At 63.9% G+C, this 24614-nt stretch carries 19 protein-coding genes; 12 read left to right on the top strand and 7 right to left on the bottom strand.

The window, feature by feature from the left end; all coding sequences use genetic code 11:
• The first annotated feature begins 158 nt into the window (after positions 1-158).
• Entirely contained in the window at positions 159-1241 is a 1083-nt protein-coding gene (gene dctP / locus AAIL67_RS18690; RefSeq protein ID WP_003069176.1) for a TRAP transporter substrate-binding protein DctP, read from the top strand.
• Positions 1242-1326: 85 nt separating this feature from the next.
• Here dctP and AAIL67_RS18685 read toward each other — a convergent pair whose 3' ends face one another.
• The 4 genes from AAIL67_RS18685 to AAIL67_RS18670 form a co-directional block, all read right to left on the bottom strand.
• Positions 1327-1878 carry a hypothetical protein gene (locus tag AAIL67_RS18685; RefSeq protein WP_343484559.1) on the bottom strand — a complete coding sequence of 184 codons (552 nt, stop codon included), beginning with the start codon at positions 1876-1878 and terminating at the stop codon, positions 1327-1329.
• Positions 1879-1983: 105 nt separating this feature from the next.
• Positions 1984-3825 (bottom strand): TRAP transporter large permease subunit, encoded by a 1842-nt coding sequence (locus AAIL67_RS18680; RefSeq protein WP_343484558.1) that lies wholly within the window; start codon positions 3823-3825, stop codon positions 1984-1986.
• 19 nt (positions 3826-3844) lie between these two features.
• On the bottom strand, positions 3845-4465 hold the full coding sequence (locus AAIL67_RS18675) for a TRAP transporter small permease subunit (protein ID WP_343484557.1): 621 nt from the start codon (positions 4463-4465) through the stop codon (positions 3845-3847).
• Positions 4466-4811: 346 nt separating this feature from the next.
• Positions 4812-5984 carry a helix-turn-helix domain-containing protein gene (locus AAIL67_RS18670; protein WP_343484556.1) on the bottom strand — a complete coding sequence of 391 codons (1173 nt, stop codon included), beginning with the start codon at positions 5982-5984 and terminating at the stop codon, positions 4812-4814.
• A gap of 158 nt (positions 5985-6142) precedes the next feature.
• Here AAIL67_RS18670 and AAIL67_RS18665 point away from each other — a divergent pair, with 158 nt between their 5' ends.
• The 6 genes from AAIL67_RS18665 to AAIL67_RS18640 all read left to right on the top strand — a co-directional run bounded on the left by AAIL67_RS18665 (position 6143) and on the right by AAIL67_RS18640 (position 12814).
• Entirely contained in the window at positions 6143-6613 is a 471-nt protein-coding gene (locus AAIL67_RS18665) for a (2Fe-2S)-binding protein (protein WP_034352836.1), read from the top strand.
• Positions 6614-6646: 33 nt separating this feature from the next.
• Complete coding sequence (locus AAIL67_RS18660) at positions 6647-9034, top strand: xanthine dehydrogenase family protein molybdopterin-binding subunit (RefSeq protein WP_343484555.1); 2388 nt, start codon at positions 6647-6649, stop codon at positions 9032-9034.
• Positions 9035-9080: 46 nt separating this feature from the next.
• Positions 9081-9866, top strand: coding sequence for a xanthine dehydrogenase family protein subunit M (locus AAIL67_RS18655; RefSeq protein ID WP_343484554.1), 786 nt, complete (start codon positions 9081-9083; stop codon positions 9864-9866).
• 138 nt (positions 9867-10004) lie between these two features.
• The gene (locus AAIL67_RS18650) at positions 10005-10925 is read left to right on the top strand and encodes a MoxR family ATPase (protein ID WP_034380157.1); all 921 of its coding nucleotides are present in this window, start codon (positions 10005-10007) and stop codon (positions 10923-10925) included.
• Positions 10912-12153, top strand: a complete 1242-nt coding sequence (locus AAIL67_RS18645) for a VWA domain-containing protein (RefSeq protein WP_343484553.1) — start codon at positions 10912-10914, stop codon at positions 12151-12153. The genes AAIL67_RS18650 and AAIL67_RS18645 overlap by 14 nt, the downstream gene beginning before the upstream one ends.
• A 13-nt stretch (positions 12154-12166) precedes the next feature.
• A complete protein-coding gene (locus tag AAIL67_RS18640; RefSeq protein WP_343484552.1) occupies positions 12167-12814 on the top strand; it encodes a carbon monoxide dehydrogenase subunit G in 648 nt (215 codons plus the stop codon).
• 64 nt (positions 12815-12878) lie between these two features.
• Here AAIL67_RS18640 and AAIL67_RS18635 read toward each other — a convergent pair whose 3' ends face one another.
• Positions 12879-13262 (bottom strand): nuclear transport factor 2 family protein, encoded by a 384-nt coding sequence (locus AAIL67_RS18635; protein WP_343484551.1) that lies wholly within the window; start codon positions 13260-13262, stop codon positions 12879-12881.
• A 268-nt stretch (positions 13263-13530) separates the two neighbouring features.
• On the opposite strand from AAIL67_RS18635, the gene AAIL67_RS18630 reads away from it, so the two are divergent.
• The 5 genes from AAIL67_RS18630 to AAIL67_RS18610 all read left to right on the top strand — a co-directional run bounded on the left by AAIL67_RS18630 (position 13531) and on the right by AAIL67_RS18610 (position 23643).
• Positions 13531-15282, top strand: a complete 1752-nt coding sequence (locus AAIL67_RS18630) for an MdtA/MuxA family multidrug efflux RND transporter periplasmic adaptor subunit (protein ID WP_343484550.1) — start codon at positions 13531-13533, stop codon at positions 15280-15282.
• Between the two features lie 24 nt (positions 15283-15306).
• Complete coding sequence (locus AAIL67_RS18625; RefSeq protein WP_343484549.1) at positions 15307-18507, top strand: MdtB/MuxB family multidrug efflux RND transporter permease subunit; 3201 nt, start codon at positions 15307-15309, stop codon at positions 18505-18507.
• Positions 18504-21677, top strand: a complete 3174-nt coding sequence (locus AAIL67_RS18620) for an efflux RND transporter permease subunit (protein ID WP_063664004.1) — start codon at positions 18504-18506, stop codon at positions 21675-21677. The genes AAIL67_RS18625 and AAIL67_RS18620 overlap by 4 nt, the downstream gene beginning before the upstream one ends.
• Position 21678: 1 nt before the next feature.
• Positions 21679-23256, top strand: coding sequence for an efflux transporter outer membrane subunit (locus tag AAIL67_RS18615; protein WP_343484548.1), 1578 nt, complete (start codon positions 21679-21681; stop codon positions 23254-23256).
• A gap of 63 nt (positions 23257-23319) precedes the next feature.
• Complete coding sequence (locus AAIL67_RS18610; protein ID WP_012839346.1) at positions 23320-23643, top strand: hypothetical protein; 324 nt, start codon at positions 23320-23322, stop codon at positions 23641-23643.
• Here the strand turns inward: AAIL67_RS18610 and AAIL67_RS18605 are convergent.
• Positions 23640-24158 carry an SRPBCC domain-containing protein gene (locus AAIL67_RS18605; RefSeq protein ID WP_063664002.1) on the bottom strand — a complete coding sequence of 173 codons (519 nt, stop codon included), beginning with the start codon at positions 24156-24158 and terminating at the stop codon, positions 23640-23642. The genes AAIL67_RS18610 and AAIL67_RS18605 overlap by 4 nt on opposite strands.
• 85 nt (positions 24159-24243) lie before the next feature.
• Complete coding sequence (locus tag AAIL67_RS18600; protein ID WP_063664000.1) at positions 24244-24609, bottom strand: hypothetical protein; 366 nt, start codon at positions 24607-24609, stop codon at positions 24244-24246.
• Positions 24610-24614 lie beyond the last annotated feature (5 nt).

The following is a 24614-nucleotide window of genomic DNA, read 5'->3' as shown; positions in this document are numbered from 1 at the left end:
TTGGGCGCGCATCACTAGGTAGAACTTCTTAAGCGAACGGTCACTTTTTAGCGCTTGCGAAACGGTTGGCTCGTGTACATTTTGTGCCTGTTGCATAAAACAAGCTGGCATAGATCAGTGGTCTGTATCAGCTCAATTCGTTCCTCAAGGAGACTAAAGTGGATCGTCGTTCCATTCTGAAAAATGCCGGTATCGCCGGCGTTCTGGCCGCGGGTGCAGCACCTGCTGTTCACGCCCAGGCCGCTGTGCGCTGGCGCCTGGCCTCCAGCTTCCCCAAGTCGCTGGACACCATCTTCGGCAGTGCTGAAAAGCTGTCGCAACTGGTCAAGGCCATGTCGGGCGGCAAGTTCGAGATTTCGGTGCACCCCGCTGGCGAGCTGATGCCCGCTTTCGGCGTGGTGGATGCGCTGCAGGGCGATACCATTGACATGGCGCAGACCGCTGCCTACTACTTCACCGGCAAGGACCCCATCTTCGCCTTCAGCTGCGCCGTGCCCTTCGGCCTGACCGCACTGCAGATGAACGGCTGGAAGGATCATGGCAACGGCCGCAAGCTCCTTGACGCCTTCTTTGCCAAGTACAACTTCAAGACCGCATCGGCCGGCAACACCACGACCCAGATGGGCGGCTGGTATCGCAAGGAAATCAAGACCGTGGAAGACCTCAAGGGTCTTAAGATGCGTCTGGGCGGCGGCGTGTTCGGCGAGGCCATGGCCAAGCTGGGCGTGGTGGCGCAGAACATGCCCGCAGGCGATGTTTACCAGGCTCTGGAAAAGGGTACGCTGGACGCCGTGGAGTTCGTCGGTCCCTACGACGATGAAAAGCTGGGCTTCAACAAGGTTGCGCCTTACTACTACTACCCCGGCTGGTGGGAAGGCTCTGCCGAGCTGGAGTTCTTCATCAACATCAAGAAGTACAACGCGCTGTCGCCCGAGAACAAGGCGATCCTGGACGCCGCAACCCGCGTGGCTGCCGCCGATATGACCAGCAAGTACCAGGTGTTGAACCCTCAGGCCATCAAGCGCCTGGTGGCCAACAAGACCCAGCTCAAGATGTTCCCCAAGCCTTTGATGGATGCCGGCTTCAAGGCCTCCATGGAGGTGTTTGCCGAGCACGAAGCCAAGTCGCCCGAATTCAAGAAGATCCACCAGGACATGCGCGCCTTCCAGCGCGACCAGATTCTGTGGAACCGCTTCTCCGAGTACCCCTTCAATCAGTACATGGCGACTGCCAAGATCTGATTCCGGTCAGACTCAAGACTGCCGGCGCCATGCGCTGGCTGCAAAAAAAACCGCAGCTTGCTGCGGTTTTTTCATGTGCCCGAAATCATGCGAGCCTGAGTTGAGCGGCTCCTGCGTCAGATAGCGCAAACAGCAAATCTTCCAGGGCTTCGACAGGTGCAGAGCCAAGATCTATGGTCGCTTTCACTCCTCCTGCCAGGACTTGCGGGTCCGACATGAAGTGAACGACCTGCTGCAGCCCCGCTGCATCCGGCTCGTTTTCATCATCTCCATCAAACCAATCGTTGAACCAGTCGATGAGCGCCTTGGAGGCCTTCTCTTCTGTCAGACCTTGCACTTCCAGCGACAGCCAGTCCCAAACAAAGGGCTGCAGCTCCACTGCGGAATCACCGATGCGGAAATAAATGGGTTCGAAATCGAGCCGCGTCTGTGAATCCACTTGTACAGGTTCTGCGCTGTCTTCCGATACGGGGATGACATCGACCCGGCAGGGCAGATTCCATGCACCTTCTGTGGCCAGCGTCCCATCGCTGTTGCGATAGGCCGGCTCCACATAAGAGTCCTGGGCATTGGCGGCCTGTGACAGCAGGTCTGCGTACGGTTGACGGATGGCCGTCAGCAATTCGGCGATGGTCATTGCGGTTTTCTGGGAAAACAGCAAATCTATCACTCGGCAACCTCTGCCCAATGAAAAAGCCCCGACTCTGGCGAGCCGGGGCTGTATCAGCGGAGGGGCGAAGATTTACTTGCTCGCAGGAGCTGCGTTCAGTGAGTCCTGCAGGGCCTTGGCCGGATCATCCGAGCCATAGTCGCCTGCATCGGGTGCGGCCGGGGCAGGCTGGTTGCCTTCGGCAGGGGCCGCTGGCACTGCAGAGCCTTCTTCGCCGCCCTCAGGGGCCCCGAAGGGGTTGTCTGCGCCATAGCCACCGCCAGCATCGTTGAGCTGGTTGAGCATCTCGTCGCCCACCTTGTTCATGTCCACGACCACGGGTTTGTCGAGCGCGCCGGTCACGATGCCGGGGAAGGCGATCAGCACACCCACCATCACGAGCTGAATCAGCACAAAAGGCACGGCACCCTTGTAGATCTGCATGGTGGTGACGGGCTCGATGACCTTGTGCGTGACCTTGTCGACGTACTGCTTGTCCGGAGCGACCGAGCGCAGGAAGAACAGTGCAAAACCGAAGGGCGGATGCATGAACGAGGTCTGCATGTTCACGGCCAGCAGCACGCCGAACCAGATCAGGTCGATGCCCATCTTCTCGGCAACGGGTCCCAGCAACGGCACCACGATGAACGAGAGTTCAAAGTAGTCCAGGAAGAAGGCCAGGAAGAAGATCATGATGTTGACCACGATCAGGAAGCCCACCTGGCCGCCGGGCAGGCTGGTCAGCAGATGCTCCACCCACTTGGGGCCGTCGGCGGCCTGGAACACCAGGCTGAAGGTGGTGGCGCCGATCATGATGAACATCACGAAGCTAGCCAGCTTGGTGGTCGAGGCCAGGGCCTGCTTGAGCAGGTCCATGTTCAGGCGTCGGCGGGCAAAACCCATGACGAGGGCCGCCATGGCTCCCATGGCGCCGCCTTCGGTAGGAGTCGCAATGCCCAGGAAGATGGTGCCCAGCACGAGGAAGATCAGCAGCAGCGGAGGGATCAGCACAAAGGTCACGCGCTCGGCCAGCTTGGACAGCAGGCCCAGCTTGAGGACCCGGTTGAGCGAGGCGATCACAAAGGCGATGAACGTGCCGCCGCACATGGCGGTGACGATTTTCTCGTCAGTGGGTACATCCAGCACTTCCTTGCCCTGCCACCAGGTGTGCAGGTCGGCCATGTGATTGGCCAGGAAGATGGCCACGATGGTCGAGATGCCCATGACCACGGCCAGCGAGGTATAGCCACCGTTGCCATTGGCTTCGCGGTAGATACGTGCCTCCACAGGCAGGGCAGGCACCATCTTGGGCTTGAAGATGGCCAGAATCACCACCCACAGAACATACAGACCCATGAGCATGAAGCCGGGAATGAAGGCGCCCTTGTACATATCGCCCACGCTCTTGCCCAACTGGTCGGCCATCAGAATCAGCACCAGCGAGGGCGGAATGATCTGTGCCAGCGTGCCAGACGCTGCAATCACGCCCGATGACAGACGACGATCATAGCCATAGCGCAGCATGATGGGCAGAGAGATCAGGCCCATGGAAATCACCGAAGCAGCAACCACGCCGGTGGTGGCGGCCAGCAGTGCACCCACAAAGATCACGGCCAGAGCCAGACCGCCGCGGATGGGGCCGAACACCTGGCCGACAGTGTCAAGCAGGTCCTCTGCCATGCCCGAGCGTTCAAGAATCAGGCCCATCAAAGTGAAAAAGGGAACGGCCAGCAAGGTGTCGTTGGCCATGATGCCGATCAGGCGCTGGGGCAGCCAGGCCATCACGGAGGAGGGAAAGACCCCCAGTTCGATGCCCAAAAAGCCGAAGGCCAGGCCTGCTGCCCCCAGGCTGAAGGCCACGGGAAATCCCAGCAGCAAAAAACAGATCAGCCCCGCAAACATGATGGGGGCGTAGTTGGTAGCGATAAATTCCATCGATTGTCTCCCGCTACCGTTATGCCTTGGCCTGGGCGGCCAGCGCCTCAGCCTGCTTGCGATCGGCTTCGGCACGCAGGGCCTCGGCCAGTTCTTCCTCGGCGCTCTTGTCGCTGAGCTTGCCCATGGGGTCGGGGCCGTCGCCGGTCAGGAAGGCAATGCGCTTGATCAGCTCGGAGATGCCCTGCAGCAGCAGCAAGGTGATGCCCACAGGAATCGCCGTCCATACGGGCCAGCGGATCAGCCCGCCGGGGTTGCCCGACATTTCGCCGGACTGGTACATCTGAATCACCACCGGCATGGTCAGCCACAGAATGGTCAGGCATAGCGGGGTGAGAAAGAAGGCAAAGCCGATGATGTCGATCCAGACCTGGGCCTTTTTGGACAGACGGCTGTTGATCACGTCGATGCGCACATGCTCGCGATGCAGCAGGGTGTAGCCCGCAGCAATCAGAAAGGACCATGCGAACAGATACCACTGGACTTCCAGAAAGGCATTGGAGCTGGTGTCAAAGGCCTTGCGAACAATGGCGTTGGCGGCGCTGATGAAGGTGGCGGCAAATATCAGCCAGATGGAATATTTGCCGACAAAGGCGTTGAGCCTGTCGATAGCCCTGGACAGGGCGAGTAAAGCCTGCATGGTGTCTCCAAAAAGTAGGCTGTGTATGCGTCGCGCTGTTGGGGCTGGTAAGCCTCAGGGCGATCTGAGTTTTTGAACCAAACTGGAGATTCTACGGACGCAGGTATGGTGTTTTTTACAAATACGCACGCAAATGTGGCGTCCGAGCGTCAGTTGTGCTTGCTATGCGTACGATAGCTGGAAGTGCACGGCTGGTGCAGCTTAGATGATTGTTTTATTGAGGTATTTTGTATTTTTCATGGGCTTGCTTGCTAGTGTGCGCCTGCTGTCGTGGAGGGCGTTTTCGTGCTGAAACTAGGGCAAATCCGTAGAGAGCCAAACTGCATCAGATCCGGTTCAAGACCTCTTATTTGCTGGCCAGCCGGCGATAGAGCGTGGCCCGGCTCAATCCCAGGTTGCGGGCGGCCAAGGTTACATTCCCGTGAGCCTCCTGCATGGCCTGCTGAATCAGCAGCAACTCGCTGGTGCGTAGCGGTGTGGTCATGGCATTGGCAGATGTTGCCCGACAGGCTGCGCCGGAACCCGGCATGACGGGGGCGCGCAGCAAGGGACCGGCCTGTGCCAGTGCCAGCAGGCGCAGACCGGACCACAGCGGTAGTTGCAGTGGCGCCTCGGGCCGCTGGCGCGCATGTTCGATCAGATGACTCCAGGGCAGGGCCAGCAGCTCATGGCTCTGGATGAGCGAGTCCCCCCCAGGGGCTTGCAGAGGACGCGGCACCAGTTGCCTGGCCACGGTATTGCTGCCCAGCAATCGGCCTTCGGCATCAAATACCATCAGGCCTTCGCCTTCCTGGCCCAGAGGTCCACCGGGCCAGTTCACGCGCAGCAGCAGGGTATGAGGCAGGGCCCGCAGCAATCGATCTTCGATGGCGCGTGCGCAGCGCAGTGCCAACAGCAGCAGTTCGGGGCGCTCGGGTACATCAATGCCGGTGATGTCCAGCATGCCCAGGCACTCGCCCTGAGGGCCGAATACCGGAGCGCCTGCGCAGCTGTAGTCGCGCAGGTCGTCAAAAAAATGCTCCTGCCTGTGCAGCCATACCGGGCTGAGTTCGGCCAGTGTCGCGCCTATGGCCGAGGTGCCCACGCCGCGCTCGGACAGATCCACGCCGACACGGCCTACGGCCAGCGCGCGCAGATCGCTATGGTCGACGGGACCTTGCACTTCAAGTGCCAGTCCCTGGGCATCGGTCAGCAGACAGAAGTAGCGCATGGCGCCCACGGCCGCGACCAGTTGCGTCATGACCGGGCGTGCAGCCTGCAGCAGCAACTGGTGCTTGTCCTGGGCGTGGCGCAGCGCGTGAGGTCCGACGGCCTCGAACTCCACTTTTTGCGCGGGATGACGGCCCTGCGCCACGCAGCGCTGCCACGAGCGCCAGAGCCAGGGAGCCAGGCCAGACGGTGCCAGCGCATGGGATGAGTCCATCGCCAGCAACTGCTGCCTGGCCTGGGCAAGCAGGGAATGGCGTGCACCTGGATGCGCTGCGGCTTGCGCGGAAATGGCGGGGCTGGCGGGCGACATGCGGACTCCGGACAGTGTTTCATTTTGAGAATATCTGTGCGTGTTTCGTCTGGCTTGGGGGTCAACCCTAGCGCCTTGCATGGCGGTAACTGCCCACCATAGAGAGTGCGGTTGTGCTTTGTTACCCAATTCTTCGGATAAAGGCAGGAGGCATCACGATGAATGTTCAGTTCACGGTCAATGGCCGCGCGGCCAGCATTGACGTCCCCCCCAATACCTTGCTGGTGCAGGCGCTGCGTGAACAGCTGCGCCTGACGGGCACCCATGTGGGCTGCGATACCAGCCAGTGCGGAGCCTGCACGGTGCTGGTCAATGGCAAGGCCATCAAGTCCTGCACCATGCTGGCCGTGCAGGCCCAGGGCGCAGAGGTGCAGACCATAGAGGGCATGGCCGCTGCCGATGGAACCATGCATCCCATGCAGGCGGCCTTCAAGCAGTGCCATGGCCTGCAGTGCGGCTTCTGCACGCCCGGCATGGTGATGAGTGCGGTGGATCTGTGCCGCCAGAAGCCTCAGGCCACCGATGCCGAGATCCGCGAACTGCTCGAAGGCAATATCTGCCGCTGCACGGGCTACCAGAACATCGTCGCTGCCGTCAAAGTGGGTCGCGACGGCATGAGCGCCAGCTGAGCCGCGCATCACAACTAGAAGAGGAGACACACCATGGGTGCATCTGACTTTTCCAAGCTGCCGCATATCGGCGAAGCCGTTCTGCGCCGCGAGGATGATCGCTTTCTGACCGGCGCAGGCCAGTACACGGACGACATCACGCTGGGCGCGCAGGCCTATGCGGTATTTGTGCGCTCGCCCCATGCCCACGCGAGGCTGCGCAGCGTCAACGTGGATGCCGCCAAGGCGGCGCCAGGCGTGGTCGGCGTGCTCACGGGCGCCGATGTGGCGGCCGCCGGCATCAACGGCCTGCCCTGCGGCTGGCTGATCACCAGCACCAATGGCGAGCCCATGAAGGAGCCGCCGCACCCGATCCTGGCCCTCGATACCGTGCGCTATGTGGGCGACCAGGTGGCCATGGTGGTTGCCGAGACCCTGCAGCAGGCACGCGATGCGGCCGAGCTGGTGGAGGTCGATTACGCGGTGCTGCCTGCGGTCGTGAACGTGGCCGATGCGGCGGGTGGCAAAAAGCCCGGCGCCGTGGTTCACGATATCGCTCCCGACAACCGCTGCTACCAGTGGGCGATAGGCGACAAGGCAGCCGTGGATGCCGTGTTTGCGGGCGCGGCCCATGTGACGCGGCTGGATCTGGTCAACAACCGGCTGATCCCCAATGCCATGGAGCCGCGCGTGGCCATCGGCAGCTACAACCGCGCCATGGATGAGTACACACTGTACGTGGCCAACCAGAACCCGCATGTGGAGCGGCTGCTGATGACGGCTTTCGTCATGGGCCTGCCCGAGAGCAAGGTGCGCGTGATTGCTCCCGATGTGGGCGGCGGCTTCGGCTCCAAGATCTTTCTGTATGCCGAGGATGTTTGCCTGACCTGGGCGGCCAAGAAGCTCAACCGCAATATCAAGTGGACGGCCGATCGCAGCGAGTCCTTTCTGACCGATGCGCATGGCCGCGACCATGTCAGCCATGCCGAGATGGCCATGGACGCCGATGGCAAGTTCCTCGCCATGCGCGTGCACACCGATGCGAACCTGGGCGCCTATCTGTCCACCTTTGCCAGCGCCGTTCCGACGATTCTTTACGCAACGCTGCTGGCGGGGCAGTACACCACGCCGCAAATCCATATCGAGGTCGATGCCTGGTTCACCAACACTTCGCCCGTGGATGCCTACCGGGGTGCAGGCCGCCCCGAGGCCACTTATCTGCTTGAGCGCCTGGTCAGCCGCTGTGCCTGGGAGATGAATCTGTCCCAGGCGGAGATCCGGCGCCGCAACTTCATCACCAGCTTTCCCTATCAGACGCCAGTGGCGCTGCAGTACGACACCGGCGACTACAAGGCCTGCATGGATCAGGCCGAGCAACTGGCCGATGTGGCGGGCTTTGCGACCAGGCGCGCAGCCAGCGAGGCCAAAGGACTCAAGCGCGGCCTGGGCTACAGCAGCTACATCGAGGCCTGTGGCCTTGCTCCCAGCAATATTGCCGGGGCGCTAGGCGCTCGTGCCGGTCTGTTCGAGTGCGGCGAGGTGCGCGTCCATCCCACGGGCAGCGTGACGGTGTTTACGGGCTCGCACAGTCATGGTCAGGGGCATGAGACCACTTTTGCCCAGGTGGTGGCGGCCCGACTGGGCATTCCCGTCGAGCATGTGGAGATCGTCCATGGCGATACGGGCCGCGTGCCCTTTGGCATGGGTACCTATGGCTCGCGCTCCATCAGCGTCGGAGGTGCGGCCATCATGAAGGCGCTGGACAAGATCGAGGCCAAGGCCAAGAAGATTGCCGCCCACCTGATGGAGGCCAGCGATGCAGACATCGATTTCGAGGGAGGCGAGTTCACGGTACGCGGCACCGACAGAAAGCTGCCGTTCGCCCAGATTGCGCTGACGGCCTATGTGCCGCACAACTATCCGCTGGACAAGCTGGAGCCGGGGTTGGACGAGACCGCTTTCTACGACCCCACCAACTTCACTTTCCCGGCCGGCACCTATATCTGCGAGGTTGAGGTGGACCCTGCCACGGGCGTGGTGCGTGTCGACCGCTTCAGTGCCGTGGACGATTTCGGCACCATCATCAACCCCATGATTGTGGAGGGTCAGGTCCATGGCGGACTGGCCCAGGGCATAGGCCAGGCGCTGCTGGAGAATTGCGTCTACGACCGTGACTCGGGTCAGTTGCTGACCGGCAGCTTCATGGACTACGCCATGCCCCGCGCCGACGATCTGCCCGACTTCAAGCTGGGTACGGTCTGCACGCCATGCACCCATAACCCGCTGGGTACCAAGGGCTGCGGCGAGGCCGGGGCCATAGGCTCGCCGCCAGCCGTGATCAATGCCGTGCTCGATGCCCTGCATTCCCTGGGCGTCAAGGATCTGGACATGCCTGCCAGCCCGCACCGCGTGTGGGAAGCCATCGATGCTGCACGCCCCTGACTGTGGCCTGAACACACCCGACTGAGAGGAAGAGAGGACAACATATATGTATGCCTTCAGTTATTCCAATCCCCGGACGCTGGATGAGGTGAGCGCTGCCAGCGGGCAGTTTCTGGCCGGCGGCCAGAGCCTGATTCCTTCCATGAAGCTGCGCCTGGCCCAGCCCGGCGCGATTGTGGACCTCAACCAGGTCGATGGTCTGGCGGGAATCCGCGTCAGCGGTGATCAGGTCGAGATCGGCGCCATGACCCGTCATGCCGATGTCGCCGCCAGCCGCGAGGTGCAGCACGCCATTCCCGCGCTGGCCGAACTGGCCGGCGGCATTGGCGATCGGCAGGTGCGCGCGCGCGGCACGATTGGCGGCTCGCTGGCCAACAACGACCCCGCGGCCTGCTATCCCAGTGCGGTGCTGGGTCTGGGTGCCACCGTGCTCACTCAGCGGCGCGAGATTGTGGCCGAGGACTTCTTCCAGGGCATGTACACCACGGCTCTCGAAGAGGGCGAGCTGATCAAGGCCGTGCGCTTTCCTGTGCCCAGAAGGGCCGCCTATATCAAGTTCAAGCAGCCCGCTTCGCGCTTTGCGCTGGTGGGCGTGTTTGTGGCGCAGACGGCGCAGGGCGTGCATGTGGCCGTGACCGGCGCGGGACTATCGGTCTTCCGCCACGCAGGCCTGGAAGCGGCGCTCAACCAGAGTCTCACGGCCGCTTCGGCGGCTGCAGTGCCTATCGACGACAGCGAGCTCAACAGCGATCTGCACGCGAGTGCGCGCTACCGGGCGCAACTGATCAGTGTCCTGACGCAGCGGGCGGTGGATCAACTGCTCTCAGTCTGAGCGGCTTGGCCGCTTTCCCCTCTCTCGCTTCGCGGGAGGGGGCAACAGCCTCGCTGCGGTGCGGCCCTTGCTTGCTGTCTCGTTCTTGTATTTTGAAGAAAAGTGGCTCTGGTCTATATGGATAAAGCGCAGGCAGCTATGAATACTGATGTGAACAGCGCTTTGGAGTCGGTGGATGGGCTGCTGGCCGCCTTGCAGGAGGTGGGCTATTTCGCGGACCGGCGTCTGGCTACGGCCGTGTTTCTGGCGCTCAGGCTTCAGCGGCCCCTGCTGCTGGAGGGCGAGCCGGGCGTTGGCAAGACCTCGCTGGCTCAGGCGCTGTCCCAGGTGCTGGCGCGGCAGCTGATCCGGCTGCAGTGCTATGACGGCCTGGAGCAGCGTGAAGCGCTGTATGAGTGGAATTACGCGGCGCAGCTGCTGCATCTGCGCGCGGCCGAGCTGCGTGGTGCGGCGGAACTGGAAGCTGTCGAGCAGGAGGTCTATCAGCCGCGCTATCTGGTGCGCCGGCCTTTGCTGCAGGCCCTGCAGGCGCCCGCGCCCGGCGCGGTGCTGCTGATTGACGAGGTGGACCGGGCCGACGAGCCTTTCGAGGCCTTTTTGCTCGAGTATCTGGGGGAGTACCAGGTCAGCATTCCCGAGCTGGGAGTCATCAAGGCTCAGGTGCCGCCGGTCACCATTCTTACCAGCAATCGCACGCGTGATCTGCATGACGCGGTCAAGCGCCGCTGCCTCTATCATTGGCTGGACTATCCCGATCGCGAGCGCGAGCTGGCCATTGTCCAGTCCAAGGTGCCTGAGGCCGCAGCGGCCTTGACCGAGCAGATCGCGCGCTTTGTGGACCGGCTGCGCAGCCGCCCGTTTGCCGATGCCTTCGAGCGCACGCCCGGCATTGCCGAAAGCGTGGAGTGGGCCAAGGCGCTGGTGGCGCTCGACACCCTGGTCATAGACCCCGAGCTGGTGCACGAGACGGCGGGCATTCTGTTCAAGCAGCGCGAGGACGTGGCCGCGCTCACGCCAGAGCGTCTGCAGCAATTGCTGGAGCCCGATGCCACAGCCTGAACTGCAGGCGCAGGCGCCAGCCCGTTCCGCAAGCGTGAGCTGGTGGGGCGATGCGCGCAGCGGCAAGCTGCCCATCAATCTGCTGGGGTTTGGCCGCGCGCTGCGCCGCGCGGGGCTCGCGGTGGATGCCGAGCGTCTGGCGCTGGCCCAGCAAGGCCTGATGCTGGTGGGCATGAACCGCGAGGACGTGGCCGCCGCGCTGGAGGCCGTGCTGGTGTCGCGTGAACAGGATCTGGCGGTCTTTCGCGAGCTGTTCGCGGCCTACTTTCGCAATCCCGAGGTGGCGCAGCAGCTTCTGAGCCAGTTGTTGCCGGGCGCGCCTGAGGCTGCCAGGCCGCGTCACAGGCCGCGTGTTCAGGAGGCCTTGTCGGCGATTCGCGCCGCACAGCAAAAGACCGCGAGCGAGGAGTTGACGCTGGATGCCGCCATGTCGGCCAGCGACCGGCGCAGGCTGCAACACGCGGATTTCAACCAACTCAGTGCCAGCGAGTACCGCCTGGTGCAGCAGCTGGCGCGCGATATCCGCTTGCCGCTGCCAAGCTATCGCAGTCGCAGAAGCGAGCTGCGCGCCTCGGGGCTGCGCGTGCACTGGCCCGCCAGTCTGAAGGCGGCGGCAGCCACGGGCGGCGAGCTGGCAAGTCTCAAATGGCGCAGGCGCAAGCGGCTGCCCATGCCCTGGCTGGCACTGGTCGATGTCTCGGGCTCCATGGAGCGCTATGTGCGTCTGCTGCTGGCATTTCTGCACCAGGCCACCAGCCCCCGGCGCTATCCGCAGCTGCGCCGCCATGTCTACAGCATGGGAACCGGCCTGCAGGAGCTGAACCGGGCTTTTGCCCACAGCGACCCCGATGCCATGCTGGCCCAGCTCAATCACGACATCGACGATTTCGGCGGCGGTACCTGCCTGGGAGAGTGCCTGGCACAGCTGCGCCGACAGGGGGCGCGCCATCTGGTGGGGCGGCGTACCCTGGTGCTGCTGGTCAGCGACGGGCTGGATACCGGCGACAGTGCGCTGCTGGAGCGGGAGCTGCAGTGGCTGGCCCGGCACAGTACGCGCATTGTCTGGCTCAACCCCTTGTTGCGTTTTGACGGGTATGCCCCGCTGGCCAAAGGCGCGCAGGTACTGCATCGTCACAGCCATGCCATGCTGGCCGTGCACAACCTGCAGTCGTTGCAGCAACTGGCTGCCCATCTGGCGAAGCTGCTGCAACTGCCACACCGAGATTGAAAAGGAGAACACCATGGAAATGCATGCCAGCCGTCCTCTTGCCGTGAGCCAGCAGCAGGCCTGGGAGGCGCTCAACGATCCGCAAACCTTGCAGCAATGCCTGGCCGGCTGCGAGAAGTTTGAGGATGCGGGCGATGGCTCCTATGCGGTGATCATGTCCGTGAAGATCGGTCCGGTATCGGCCAAGTTCAACGGCCGGGTCACGCTGTCGGACGTGCAGCCGCCCAAGAGCTACACGATTGCCTTTGAAGGGCAGGGCGGTGTGGCCGGCTTTGGCAAGGGCCAGGCCAAGGTGGATCTGACGCCCATCGATGCAGGGCATTGCGAGCTGCAGTACGAGGTGCAGGCCCAGGTCGGCGGCAAGATTGCCCAGCTGGGCCAGCGCCTGATCGACGGTGCGGCCAAGAGCATGGCCGAGGACTTCTTTGCGCGCTTCGAGGCCTTGATGCAGCAGCGCTACCCGAGCGAGCAACCCGAAGAGGAAGGCGGTGCGGAGGAGCCGGATACACGCTCCTGGGAACACGACGCGGCCTCCACCAGCTACGCGCCGCTGGATGCCACACCATCGGCGCCGCCGCGCGAATCGTCCGGCATCCCCGTCTGGGCCTGGGGCCTGGGGGCTGTCATCGTGCTGGGCGCGCTCTGGCTGCTGACTCGTTGACCAGCGCATGAATAAAAAAAGCCCCTGAGCCTGAGGCCAGGGGCTTGGTGCAGGTAGCCAAACCTTACTGAGGCTGGGCGTGGAAAGCCTTGTTGGCAATCTTCCAGCCCTGCTCGGTCTTGAGCAGCACAAAGTAGTCGGTGAAGGTCACGGCACCGTGGTAGAGCGTGACCTTGGCCATGGCGGCCGTGCCCACGATGTCAAGGGAGTCGATGACGCGGCGACGCGTGGCTTCGTCGGCAGCGGGCGTGTTCTTGAAGCGCTGGCAATAGAAGTCCAGGTCCCAGGAGGTCAGCGGGCCTTCGCGCACGGACTCCAGCCGGGCCGTGGGCATGAAGGCTGCGCGCATATGCTCGGCATTGTCTTCGGCATGGCCGCGCAAATACAGCTCCAGCGGCACGCGCACGGCGGCTTCTTCGGGGTGATTGGTCAGGCGTTCGGTGGTCATATGGGTTTCTCCTTGGAGCCGGATTCCCTGCGCCGCATGGCGGACGCAGCAAGGGGCAGTGTCAGCCGCCAAGCATGAGGCCTGAAAAAGCCGTCATTGCTGCTATGAAAGTCAGCACTGTTTAAGTCTCCGAATACGGAACTTCAGCAGGTAAACCCAAGGTAAAGCGGGGGTAAATGCTGGCAAAGCCGGCGCTGCCTGACCCGGGGTTTGATTGCAACTGGATACCATTGGCGCCAATTCAGGCTCGAAATTCCTGCGCTCAACCATGTCCAGCTCATCCAAATTGCACCCCAATCGTCATTCTTTACAGCAGGGCAAGGTCCGGCCCGTCTTGCTTGCCAGTGTGGTGCTCGCCCTGGCAGCCGCTGGCGGTGGCTATTGGTGGTATGCGCAAAAACAGGGTGCAAGCGGCGATACGTCTGCGTCTGCAGCTCCTAAGCAGGGAGCAGGCGGGCCCGGTGCTCGTGCAGGGCGCAATGGTCGCGCAGGGCCGGGCGGCCCCGGCGGCATGAGCCAGGCTCAGCCTGTGAGCGTAGGCCTGGTGGAGCAGCGCGACATGCGCGTGCTCGTCAGCGCCATCGGTACGATGAATGCACGCGCCACGGCCGTGGTGCGCGCCAAGGTCTCGGGCGAGCTGCTCAAGCTGCACTTCAAGGAGGGGGACGAGGTCAAGGCAGGTCAGTTGCTGGCCGAGATCGACCCGCGCAGCTTTGCGGCTTCGCTGGCGCAGGTGCAGGGCTCTCTGGCACGCGACCAGGCCCAGCTCAAGAATGCCCAGCTCGATCTGCAGCGCTACAAGGAACTGCAGGCCCAGGACTCGATTGCCCGCCAGCAGGTCGATACCCAGGCCGCGCTGGTGCGCCAGCTGCAGGGCACGGTGGCGGCCGACCAGGGTCAGGTCGATGCGGCCAAGCTGCAGCTGAGCTATACCAGGATCACGGCTCCCATCTCGGGCCGCCTCGGCCTGCGCCAGGCCGACCTCGGCAACGTGGTCAACCCTTCCGATACCAACGGACTGGTGACAATCTCCCAGATTCGCCCCATCGATGCCGTTTTCTCCATCCCCGAAGCCCATGTCGGGACGCTGGCCCAGCAACTGCGCGAGGGCAAGCTCATGCCCGTAGAGCTCTGGGATCGCGAGCAAAAGCAGATGCTGGCCAAGGGCCAGCTCAATGCGCTGGACAACACCATCGACACGACCACGGGCACGGTCAAGGCCAAGGCCTCGTTTGACAACGCCGAGCGCAAGCTGTTCGCGAATCAGTTCGTCAACGTCAAGCTGCAGCTGCGCCAGATCGATCAGGCGCTGGTCGTGCCCGCGAATGCGGTGCAGAACAACTTTGTCTATCTGGTCAAGCCCGACAACACGGTCACCCAGCGCAAGATCACCGTGGGGGTGACGGACGGTGACTATGTCAGCGTGCGCGGCGAGCTGGAGCCCGGCGACAAGGTGGTGACCGACGGCATTGACCGCCTGCGCGAAGGCGCGCAGGTGACGGTGGTGGACTCCGAAAAGGTCAAGAAGGTCGACCAGGCCGTGCAGGATGCCGCCAACCAGCCGCGCGGCATGATGCGCAACCTCAGTCCCGAGCAGCGTGAAAAAGTCTCCAAGATGACGCCCGAGGAACGCAAGGAGTTCTTCCAGAAGCTGCGCGCCGAGCGTGGTGCCAATGGCGGCAATGCGGGCCCAGGCCAGGGACCTCGCGGCGCGGACGCCCGTGGCGATCAGCCGCGCGAGGCGCAGGGCAGTCCCTCCAAGCCGGACCCCAAGGCAGAAGCCAAGCCGGAGGCTGCGAACGAGGCCAGGCCTCAGGCCGGCGCCGAGCGTGGTGAAGGCGGCGAGGCTCGCACGGAAAGATCCGAGGGTCGGGGTGAGCGCCCCCAGCTGACTCCCGAGCAGCGCGCCAAGCTGGAGGCCCTGTCGCCCGAAGAGCGCCGCGCTTTCTTCCAGAAGCTGCGCGCTGAGCGCGAAGCCAATGGCCAGACCGGTACGGCAGCCGGTGGCACGGGTCGCTGAGCATAGTCAGAGCCTGCGGCCATCATGAATCTCTCGCGCCTCTTCATTCTCAGGCCCATCGCCACCAGCTTGCTGATGGTGGCGGTGCTGATCTCGGGCATTCTTGCCTACCGCCTGCTGCCCATCTCGGCCCTGCCCGAGGTGGACTACCCCACCATACAGGTCACCACGCTCTACCCCGGTGCCAGCCCCGATGTGATGACCTCCAACGTCACGGCACCGTTGGAGCGCCAGTTCGGTCAGATGCCGGGTCTGGACCAGATGTCCTCGACCAGTTCGGGCGGCGCATCGGTGATCAGCCTGCGCTTTGCGCTTGATATGTCCATGGACGTGGCCGAGCAGCAGGTGCAGGCCGCGATCAACGCGGGCACCAATCTGCTGCCCAGCGACCTGCCCATGCCCCCGCTCTACAGCAAGGTCAACCCGGCCGATGCGCCGGTGCTGACGCTGGCCATCAGCTCGCCTTCGCTGCCCGTCATCAAGATCAACGATCTGGTGGAGAACCGCCTTGCGCCCAAGCTCTCCCAGGTCAAGGGTGTGGGCCTGGTGGCCATTGCCGGTGCGCGCCGCCCGGCCGTGCGCATCCAGGCCAACCCCGCAGCGCTGGCCAGCTTCGGCATGACGCTGGATGACGTGCGCACCGCCATCTCTGCGGCCAACGTCAAGACCGCCAAGGGCAGCTTTGATGGCCCCAACCGCGCATCGACCATCGATGCCAACGACCAGATGCAGTCGGCGGCCGAGTACCGCAACCTGATCATCGCCTTCAAGAACGGCAACCCTGTGCGCCTGTCCGATGTGGCGCAGACCGTGGACGACGCCGAGAACACGCGTCTGGCCGCCTGGTCGGGCACGCCCGAGACCGGCTCCAAGTCGGCCGTGATCCTCAATATCCGCCGCCAGCCCGGCGCGAACGTGATCGACACCGTCGATGCCATCAAGAACCTGCTGCCCCAGCTCAAGGAGACGCTACCTGCCTCGATCGACGTGCAGGTGCTGACCGACCGCACCGTGACCATTCGCGCCTCGGTCAAGGACATGCAGTTCGAACTGGCCCTGGCCATCGCCCTAGTGGTGATGGTGATCTTCCTGTTTCTGCGCAGTGCATCGGCCACGCTGATTCCCAGCGTAGCGGTGCCGCTGTCGCTGGTAGGCACTTTCGGCGTCATGTATCTGGCGGGCTTTTCCATCAACAACCTCACGCTGATGGCCCTGACCATTGCCACGGGCTTTGTGGTGGACGATGCCATCGTGATGATCGAGAACATCGCCCGCTATGTGGAAAAGGGCGAGCCGCCCATGCAGGCCGCGCTCAAGGGTGCCAAGCAGATCGGCTTCACCATCATCTCGCTGACCATCTCCCTGGTCGCGGTGCTGATTCCGCTGCTGTTCATGGGAGATGTGGTGGGCCGTCTGTTCCACGAATTCGCCATCACCATGACGGTGGCGATCCTGATCTCGGCCGTGGTTTCGCTCACGCTCACCCCCATGCTGTGCGCGCGCCTGCTGCGCCACCAGCCCGAGGGCGAGAAGAACCAGGCGCAGTCCAAGGGCTTCAGCGCTGCGGTCGCGCGCTCTTTCGACAAGGTGATTGCCGAATACGGCCGCATGCTGACCTGGGTGCTGGATCACAGCAAGCTGACCTGGCTGGTGTTCATCGCCACGCTGGTGGGCACGGTGCTGCTGTATTTCGTCGTGCCCAAGGGATTTTTCCCCGAGCAGGATACGGGCACGATTGCCGCGACCACCGAGGCCGACCAGTCCATCTCCTTTGCCGCCATGGCCGAGCGCCAGCAGGCGCTGGCCGAGCATTTGCTCAAGGACCCGGCCGTGGCATCCATCTCCTCGTTTATCGGTGTGGATGGCACCAACACCACGCTCAATACCGGCCGCATCCAGATCGACCTCAAGCCCCATGCCCAGCGCGACCGTCTGCCCGTGGTGCTCAACCGCCTGGCCGAGGATTCCCGCGCCGTGCCCGGCATCCGCCTCTATGCCCAGCCCGTGCAGGACCTGACCATAGAGGATCGCCAGGCCCGCACCCAGTACCAGCTGCTGCTCTCCTCGCCGGACATGAACCAGCTCACGGCCAGCACCAGGATGTTGGTCGAGCGTCTGCAGCAACTGCCCCAGCTGCTCGATGTGAGCAGCGATCTGCAGAGCCAGGGCCGTCAGGCCTATGTGCAGATCGACCGGGCCCAGGCCAGCCGCCTGGGCGTGACGGTCTCGTCGGTGGACTCGGCGCTCTACAACGCTTTCGGCCAGCGTCTGATCTCGACTATCTTCACGCAGTCCAACCAGTACCGCGTGGTGCTGGAGGTGGCGCCGCAGTTCAAGATCGGGCCCGAGGCCCTGCAGAACATCTATGCCGCATCGAGCAACGGTGCGCCGGTGCCGTTGTCCTCGATTGCCACGGTGAGCGAGCGCCCGATGGCGCTGGCCGTCAACCATGTCGGGCAGCTGCCCGCGGCCACGATCTCCTTCAATACCGCCTCCGGCGTCTCGCTGGGCCATGCGGTGGAGGCGGCCCAGGCCATCATCGCCCAGCTGCGCGACGAAGGGCAGATTCCGCTGTCGGTGGACACGCAGTTCCAGGGCGCGGCGCTGGCTTTCCAGGCCTCGCTGTCCAACACCCTGCTGCTGGTGCTGGCCGCCATCATCACCATGTACATCGTGCTGGGCGTGCTCTACGAGAGCACGATTCACCCGATCACGATTCTCTCCACCCTGCCGTCGGCGGGCGTGGGGGCGCTGCTGGCCTTGCTGGTGGCGGGGCTGGATCTGGACATCATCGCCATCATCGGCATCATCTTGCTGATCGGCATCGTCAAGAAGAATGCCATCATGATGATCGACTTCGCGCTGGACGCCCAGCGCGAGGAAGGCATGAATGCGCGGGATGCGATCTATCAGGCCTGTCTGCTGCGCTTCCGCCCGATTCTCATGACCACGCTGGCGGCCCTGCTGAGCGCGCTGCCCATGATGCTGGGAACGGGCGTGGGCAGCGAGCTGCGCCAGCCGCTGGGCGTGACCCTGGTGGGCGGCTTGCTGCTGAGCCAGCTGCTGACCCTGTTCACCACGCCGGTGATCTATCTGACCTTTGAAAGTTGGGCCGAGGGCTGGCGCACCAGGCGCGGCCTGCCGGCCGTCAAGCATGTGCCGCATTCCGAAGCCGAAGTCATGGGCGAGGCCGAGGATGACGGCCAGGACGGGGCGCGTCCATGAGCATCTCCACGCCCTTCATCTTCCGGCCCATTGCGACCCTGCTGCTGACCATCGGCATGGCCCTGGTGGGCGGCGTGGCCTATTTCCAGCTGCCGGTGGCACCGCTGCCGCAGGTCGACTATCCGACGATTTCGGTGACCGCCAGCCTGCCCGGCGCGGCGCCGGACACCATGGCAGCCACCGTGGCCACGCCGCTGGAGCGCGCCCTGGGCGCGATTGCCGGCGTCAACGAGATGACGTCCAGCTCCAGCATGGGCAGCACGCGCATCACGCTGCAGTTCGATCTGACGCGCACGGTGGACAGCGCGGCTCACGATGTGCAGGCCGCCATCAATGCGGCGCGCACGCTACTGCCTTCGGGCATGCCGGGCAACCCGACCTATCGCAAGGTCAACCCGGCCGATGCGCCCATCATGATTCTGGCGCTGACATCGGATTCGCTCACGCGCGGCCAGATGTATGACGCGGCCTCCACGGTGCTGGCACAGAAGCTCGCCCAGGTGGAAGGCGTGGGCCAGGCATCGATCAACGGCGGCGCGCTGCCGGCCGTGCGCGTGGAGCTGGACCCGGTGCGGCTGGCCGCCAACGGCGTCTCGCTGGATGCGGTGCGCACGGCCATCACCGCCACCAATGCCAACCGTCCCCTGGGCGCCGTGGAGCGCGAAGACCATTACTGGCAGGTGGCGACCAATGATCAGGCCCGCACCGCCGCCGAATACGCGCCGCTGGTGCTGCGCTGGAACAACGGCAATGCCGTGCGCTTGTCCGATGTGGCCGATGTCACCGACTCCGTGCAGGACATACGCAACTACGGCGTGATGAACGGCAAGCCCGCCGTGCTGCTGCAGGTGTTCAAGCAACCCGACGCCAACATCCTGCAGGCCGTGGACAAGGTGCGCGCCATGCTGCCCCAGCTCAGGGCCTCCATCAATCCGGCCATCGATGTCACGGTGATCTCGGACCGCACACCCACGCTGCGCGCCTCGGTCAAGGAGGTGCAGAACGCGCTGCTGATCTCGATAGCGCTGGTCATCATGGTGGTGTTCGTCTTTCTGCGCCGCCTGCGCGCCACGCTGATTCCGGCCGTGGCCGTGCCTGCCTCGCTGATGGGGACCTTCGGCGTCATGTACCTGTGCGGCTATACGCTGGACAACCTCTCGCTGATGGCGTTGACGGTGGCCGCAGGCTTTGTGGTGGACGATGCCATCGTGGTGCTGGAGAACGTGATGCGCCACATGGAGCGTGGAAAGTCCGCGATGCAGGCGGCCATCGAGGGCGCGCGCGAGATCGGTTTCACTGTTGTCTCCATGAGCCTGTCGCTGATCGCGGTGTTCGTGCCCATTCTGTTCATGGCCGGTATAGTGGGGCGGTTCTTTCGTGAATTTGCCGTGGTCATGTCGGCGGCGATTCTGGTCTCCATGATCATCTCGCTGACCACCACGCCCATGATGTGCGCGGCTCTGCTGCGCACACCGGCAGAGGAGGAGCGCCGCCGCGCCGAGCGTGCCCGGCGCCCCTTCACGCGCCGCTGGGATGCGCTCTGGCTGCGCGTCTCGCTGGCCATGGATCGCTTTGAACTGCGCGTGACGGCGCTTTACCGCCGCACCCTGGCCTGGGGTCTGCGCCACCAGCCCGTGGTGCTGCTCAGTCTGGTGGCGGTCATCGGCCTCAACATCCATCTCTACCAGACCATAGACAAGGGCTTCATGCCCAGCGAGGACACAGGCCGTGTCATGGGCTTCATCCGTGCCGACCAGTCCACGTCCTTTCAGGCCATGGAGCGCCGCATCAAGCGTTTTCTTGATGTGGTGCAGCAGGACCCGGCCGTGGAGTATGTGACCGGCTTCACCGGCGGCGGCCAGGCCAATTCGGCCAATATGTTCATGTCGCTCAAGCCCATGGCCGAGCGCAAGGTGTCCAGCGACGAGGTCATCAATCGCCTGCGTGAAAAGCTCAAGGACGAACCCGGTGCGCGCCTGTTCATGATGACCCAGAGCGATGTGCGCATTGGCGGGCGCCAGAGCATGTCCTCCTATCAGTACACGCTGCAGGCCGACGATACGGCCGAGCTGCGCCTGTGGGAGCCGCGCATCCGCCAGGTGCTGTCCACCCTGCCGGAGCTGACCGATGTCAACAGCGACGTGCAGGACAACGGCATGCAGACCAAGCTGGTCATAGACCGTGACCAGGCCACGCGCCTGGGCCTGACGGTGGCGCAGATCGACAACACGCTCAACGACGCCTTCGGTCAGCGCCAGGTGGGCGTGATCTACAACCCGCTCAACCAGTACCGCGTGGTGATGACGGCCTCGTCCCAGTATCTGCAGAGCCCGGAGACGCTGCGTGGCTTCTTTTTCGTCAACAGCGCGGGCCAGCAGATTCCGCTGACGGCCTTTGCCAGGATCACCACCTCGACCACGCCGCTGTCCGTGCAGCACCAGAGCGGCACGCCGGCCAGCACCGTGAGCTACAACCTGGCGCCCAATGTCTCGCTGTCGCAGGCCAATGATGCTATCCGCAATGCCATACTGGAGCTGGGCGTTCCGGTATCCATTCGCGGCAGCTTCAGTGGCTCGGCCGGTGCCTTCCAGCAGGCGCTGGCGGGCCAGCCCCTGCTGATCCTCGCGGCCATCATCACCATCTATCTGGTGCTGGGCATCCTCTACGAGAACCTGGTCCATCCGCTGACGATTCTGTCCACGCTGCCCTCGGCCGGCGTGGGCGCGCTGCTGGCGCTGATGTGGTTCAAGACGGAGTTCTCGCTGATCGCCTTCATCGGCGTGATCCTGCTGATCGGACTGGTCAAGAAGAACGCCATCATGATGATCGACTTCGCGCTGGAACGCGAGAAAGGCGGCCATGCCACGGCGGCCCAGGCCATTTATCGGGCCTGCCATCTGCGCCTGCGCCCCATTCTGATGACCACCATGGCGGCCCTGTTCGGTGCGCTGCCCCTGGCCCTGGGCCGGGGCGACGGTGCCGAGCTGCGCCAGCCCCTGGGCATTGCGATCGTGGGTGGCCTGCTGCTGAGCCAGTTGCTCACGCTCTACACCACGCCCGTGGTCTATGTGCTGCTGGACCGTGTGCGCCGCAGCGTGCTGCGCCTCTGGGCGCGCCGTCCGGCCAGAAGGCGCGGCGGCCAGGCTTCTGCCATGGTTGAGGCGAAGTGAGATGAATATGCCAGCACACTTTTTGAATCAAATCGGCTTCAAATCCAGTCAGGAGAAGCGCAAGCAGCTCACTTTTATGAATACATCCGTCATGGCACTGCCTCGCTCGCTTCCCCGTCTATTGCCGATCGTTGTCGCTGTCTTGCTGGCCGCATGCTCCACTCAGCCTGCTTATCAAGTGCCAAAGCTGGAAGTGCCCGCGCAGTTCAAGGAAGCCACTCCGCAGGCTGCGCAGTTTGGCATCTGGCAACCGGCGCAGAGCTCGGCGGCCAGCCCGGCCGCTGCAGTGCCCGACCAGTGGTGGACGGTGTATGGCGACAGCACGCTCGATCAACTGCAGCAGGCGGCAGCCGCAGGCAATCCCAGCGTGGAGCAGGCCGTGGCCCGTCTGCGCTCGGCCCAGGCCGCCGTCGCCAGCAGCCGCGCCGCACAATTGCCCACGCTCAGCACCACGGGCAGCGGCTCGCGTGCCTTGACCGGCGGCGGCACGTACAGCAATACCAACGGCGAGAACGTGGCGCGCAGCGGCAGCATCAACAACAACTTCTCGCTGGGCCTGAGCGCCAGCTGGGAGCTGGATCTCTGGGGCAAGCTCTCGGGGGCGGTGGATGCCAGCCGCGCTTCGGCCCAGGCCAGTGCCGACGATCTGGCGGCAGCGCGCCTCTCGGCCCAGGCATCGGTGGCCCAGACCTATTTCTCGCTGCGTGCCGCCGAGGCGCAGATGAAGTATCTGCAGGAGAGTCTGGAGGCCTACGAGCAAAGCCTGAAGCTCACGCAGAATCGCTACCAGGCGGGCGTGGTGTCTTCGGCCGATGTGGCACAGGCCCAGTCCCAGTACAAGAGCACCCAGGCCAGCCTGCTGGAGGCCAGCATCACGCGTGCCCAGTACGAGCATGCGCTGGCGGCCTTGCTGGGCAAGGCTCCGGCCAATTTCAGCCTTCCGGTCACCGGCCACCTGCCGACGCCGCCCGCCGTGCCCGAGATGCTGGCCTCCACCTTGCTGGAGAGGCGCCCCGACATCGCTGCCGCCGAGCGCCGCGTGGCCATGGCCAATGCGCAGATCGGCGTGGCGCGTGCGGCCTATTTCCCCTCGCTGACCCTGTCGGCATCGGCCGGCTATCGCAACTCCGTGCTCTCCGATCTGCTCAATGCGCCGAATCTGTTCTGGTCGCTGGGACCGGCGCTGGCCATGAGTCTGTTTGACGGCGGCGCGCGTTCGGCGGCCGTGGAGTCGGCCCGTGCCACGCTGGACCTGAATGCCGCCACCTACAAGCAGACTGTGCTGACTGCGCTGCAGGAGGTGGAGGACAACCTGGTCGCTGCCGTCAATCTGGCCCAGGAGGAGCAGGTGCAGACCGAGGCCCTGGCCGCAGCGCAGAAGTCGCTGACAGTGGCCAACAACCAGTACAAGGCCGGCATCGTGGCCTATCTGAATGTGCTCTCGGCCCAGACGACGGTGCTCAGCGCCCAGAACAGCCTCAACAGCGTCAGAAACCGCAGGCTGACGGCCGTGAACACCTTGCTCAAGAATGTGGCAGGGCGCTGGGAGCCGCCGGACGCCGGGCAGCGCAAAGAGTGAGCGCGCCGTGCAGGCTTGTGGTCTGGGTTACAACCGTGGCTCTGTTGTTGTGAAGATCAAACCATGAGCATTGCTGTTTTCTACCTGCGCAACTCCGAGCCCGAGGGCCAGACACCGGTCTGGCAGCCGCAATGCCGGGCCTTCTCCGATGCGCAGATGAGCGAGGCGCTGGCCCTGTGCCAGCAGCTGCGCAAGGACGAGCGCCATGCCCATGTGGTGATTTCGTCGGAGTTGCGCGATATGGTCGGGCCCGTAGGCGTGTCTGCGGTCGAGGACGGCAAGACACCCGACGGCGTGGACTATCAGTGGAGCAAGGCCGGGCGTGCCGGGGCCAGTCGCAGAAATGCGGCCGAGCCACCCAGGCAGCGACAGGATATGGATCGCTAGGCCGCCTGTATCCTGGCCAGATAGCCGGCCAGCAACTGCATGCTGCCGCTCCAGCCCATGTTCATGCTGGCGTGCGAGCTGTCGAACACCGCTTCTTCCACGGCACTGGCGTTAAGGGCACGCCATTCCAGATGCAGGCGCGTGCCGCCGGCTTCCTCGCCGAGCGTGGTGGTCGACAGGGTATAGAGCGGCCATTGCGGCGCCATCGGGTGGCGCGTGACGCCGCCTGCGGCATCGCTGAACTGCACCACGACGACGATGCGCTCGGGCGCTTTCAGCTCCCTGAAGCTCCATTTGCCCCACATCGCGGGTGCCTGGGGCATGGCTTCGGCACGCATGCCGTAATGAAAGCTGCCGCCTTCGCGTGCATCCACTTCGCATTGCGTCATCACCATGCCGGGCGGGCGCATCCAGTGGCTCAGGTGCTCGCCTTGCGTGAAGGCCGCATAGACCAGCTCGCGCGGTGCCTTGATGAATTGCTCGATGACAAACGGGGCAGAGAGTCGCTCGGTCATGGCATTGCCTTTGCAAATCGCTTTGAGCCTTCCATTGTGCACAGCACGCACCTGACTTCAAGCGACGTGGCTGCAGGCCCGGATGTCAGGCTTCGAGATCAAAGGCCTGGCGCAGTGCATCGCCGAACTGCATGGAGCCGGAAAGGCAAAGGCTGACCGTGGTGCGGCCCGTGGCGGAGGCCTGCAGCTCCAGCTTGCCTGCTGCCCTGTCGAAGCGGGCGCTCAGGGGCTGGCCGTCGTCGTCTTGCGCCTGCAGGTCATAGTCCCAGTCATTGCCGTCTTCCAGGGCGCCCTGGCGGCCAGCAAACTTCTGGCTGGCCCAGCGCAGCAGGGATTCGATTTCGCCGGCCAAAGCCGGTACGCGCTCGGCCTTGACGCTGGCCATGGCGTCCCAGGTGCCCGTGCCTTCTTCATCTTCGCTGTAATCGAATTCCAGATAATCCAGAGCCATGGCAT

Source organism: Comamonas sp. A7-5 (genome assembly GCF_039581385.1).
GTDB lineage: Bacteria > Pseudomonadota > Gammaproteobacteria > Burkholderiales > Burkholderiaceae_C > Comamonas > Comamonas thiooxydans.
The sequence above is the reverse complement of the archived record's forward strand: the minus strand, read 5'-3'. Positions and strand labels throughout refer to the sequence as shown.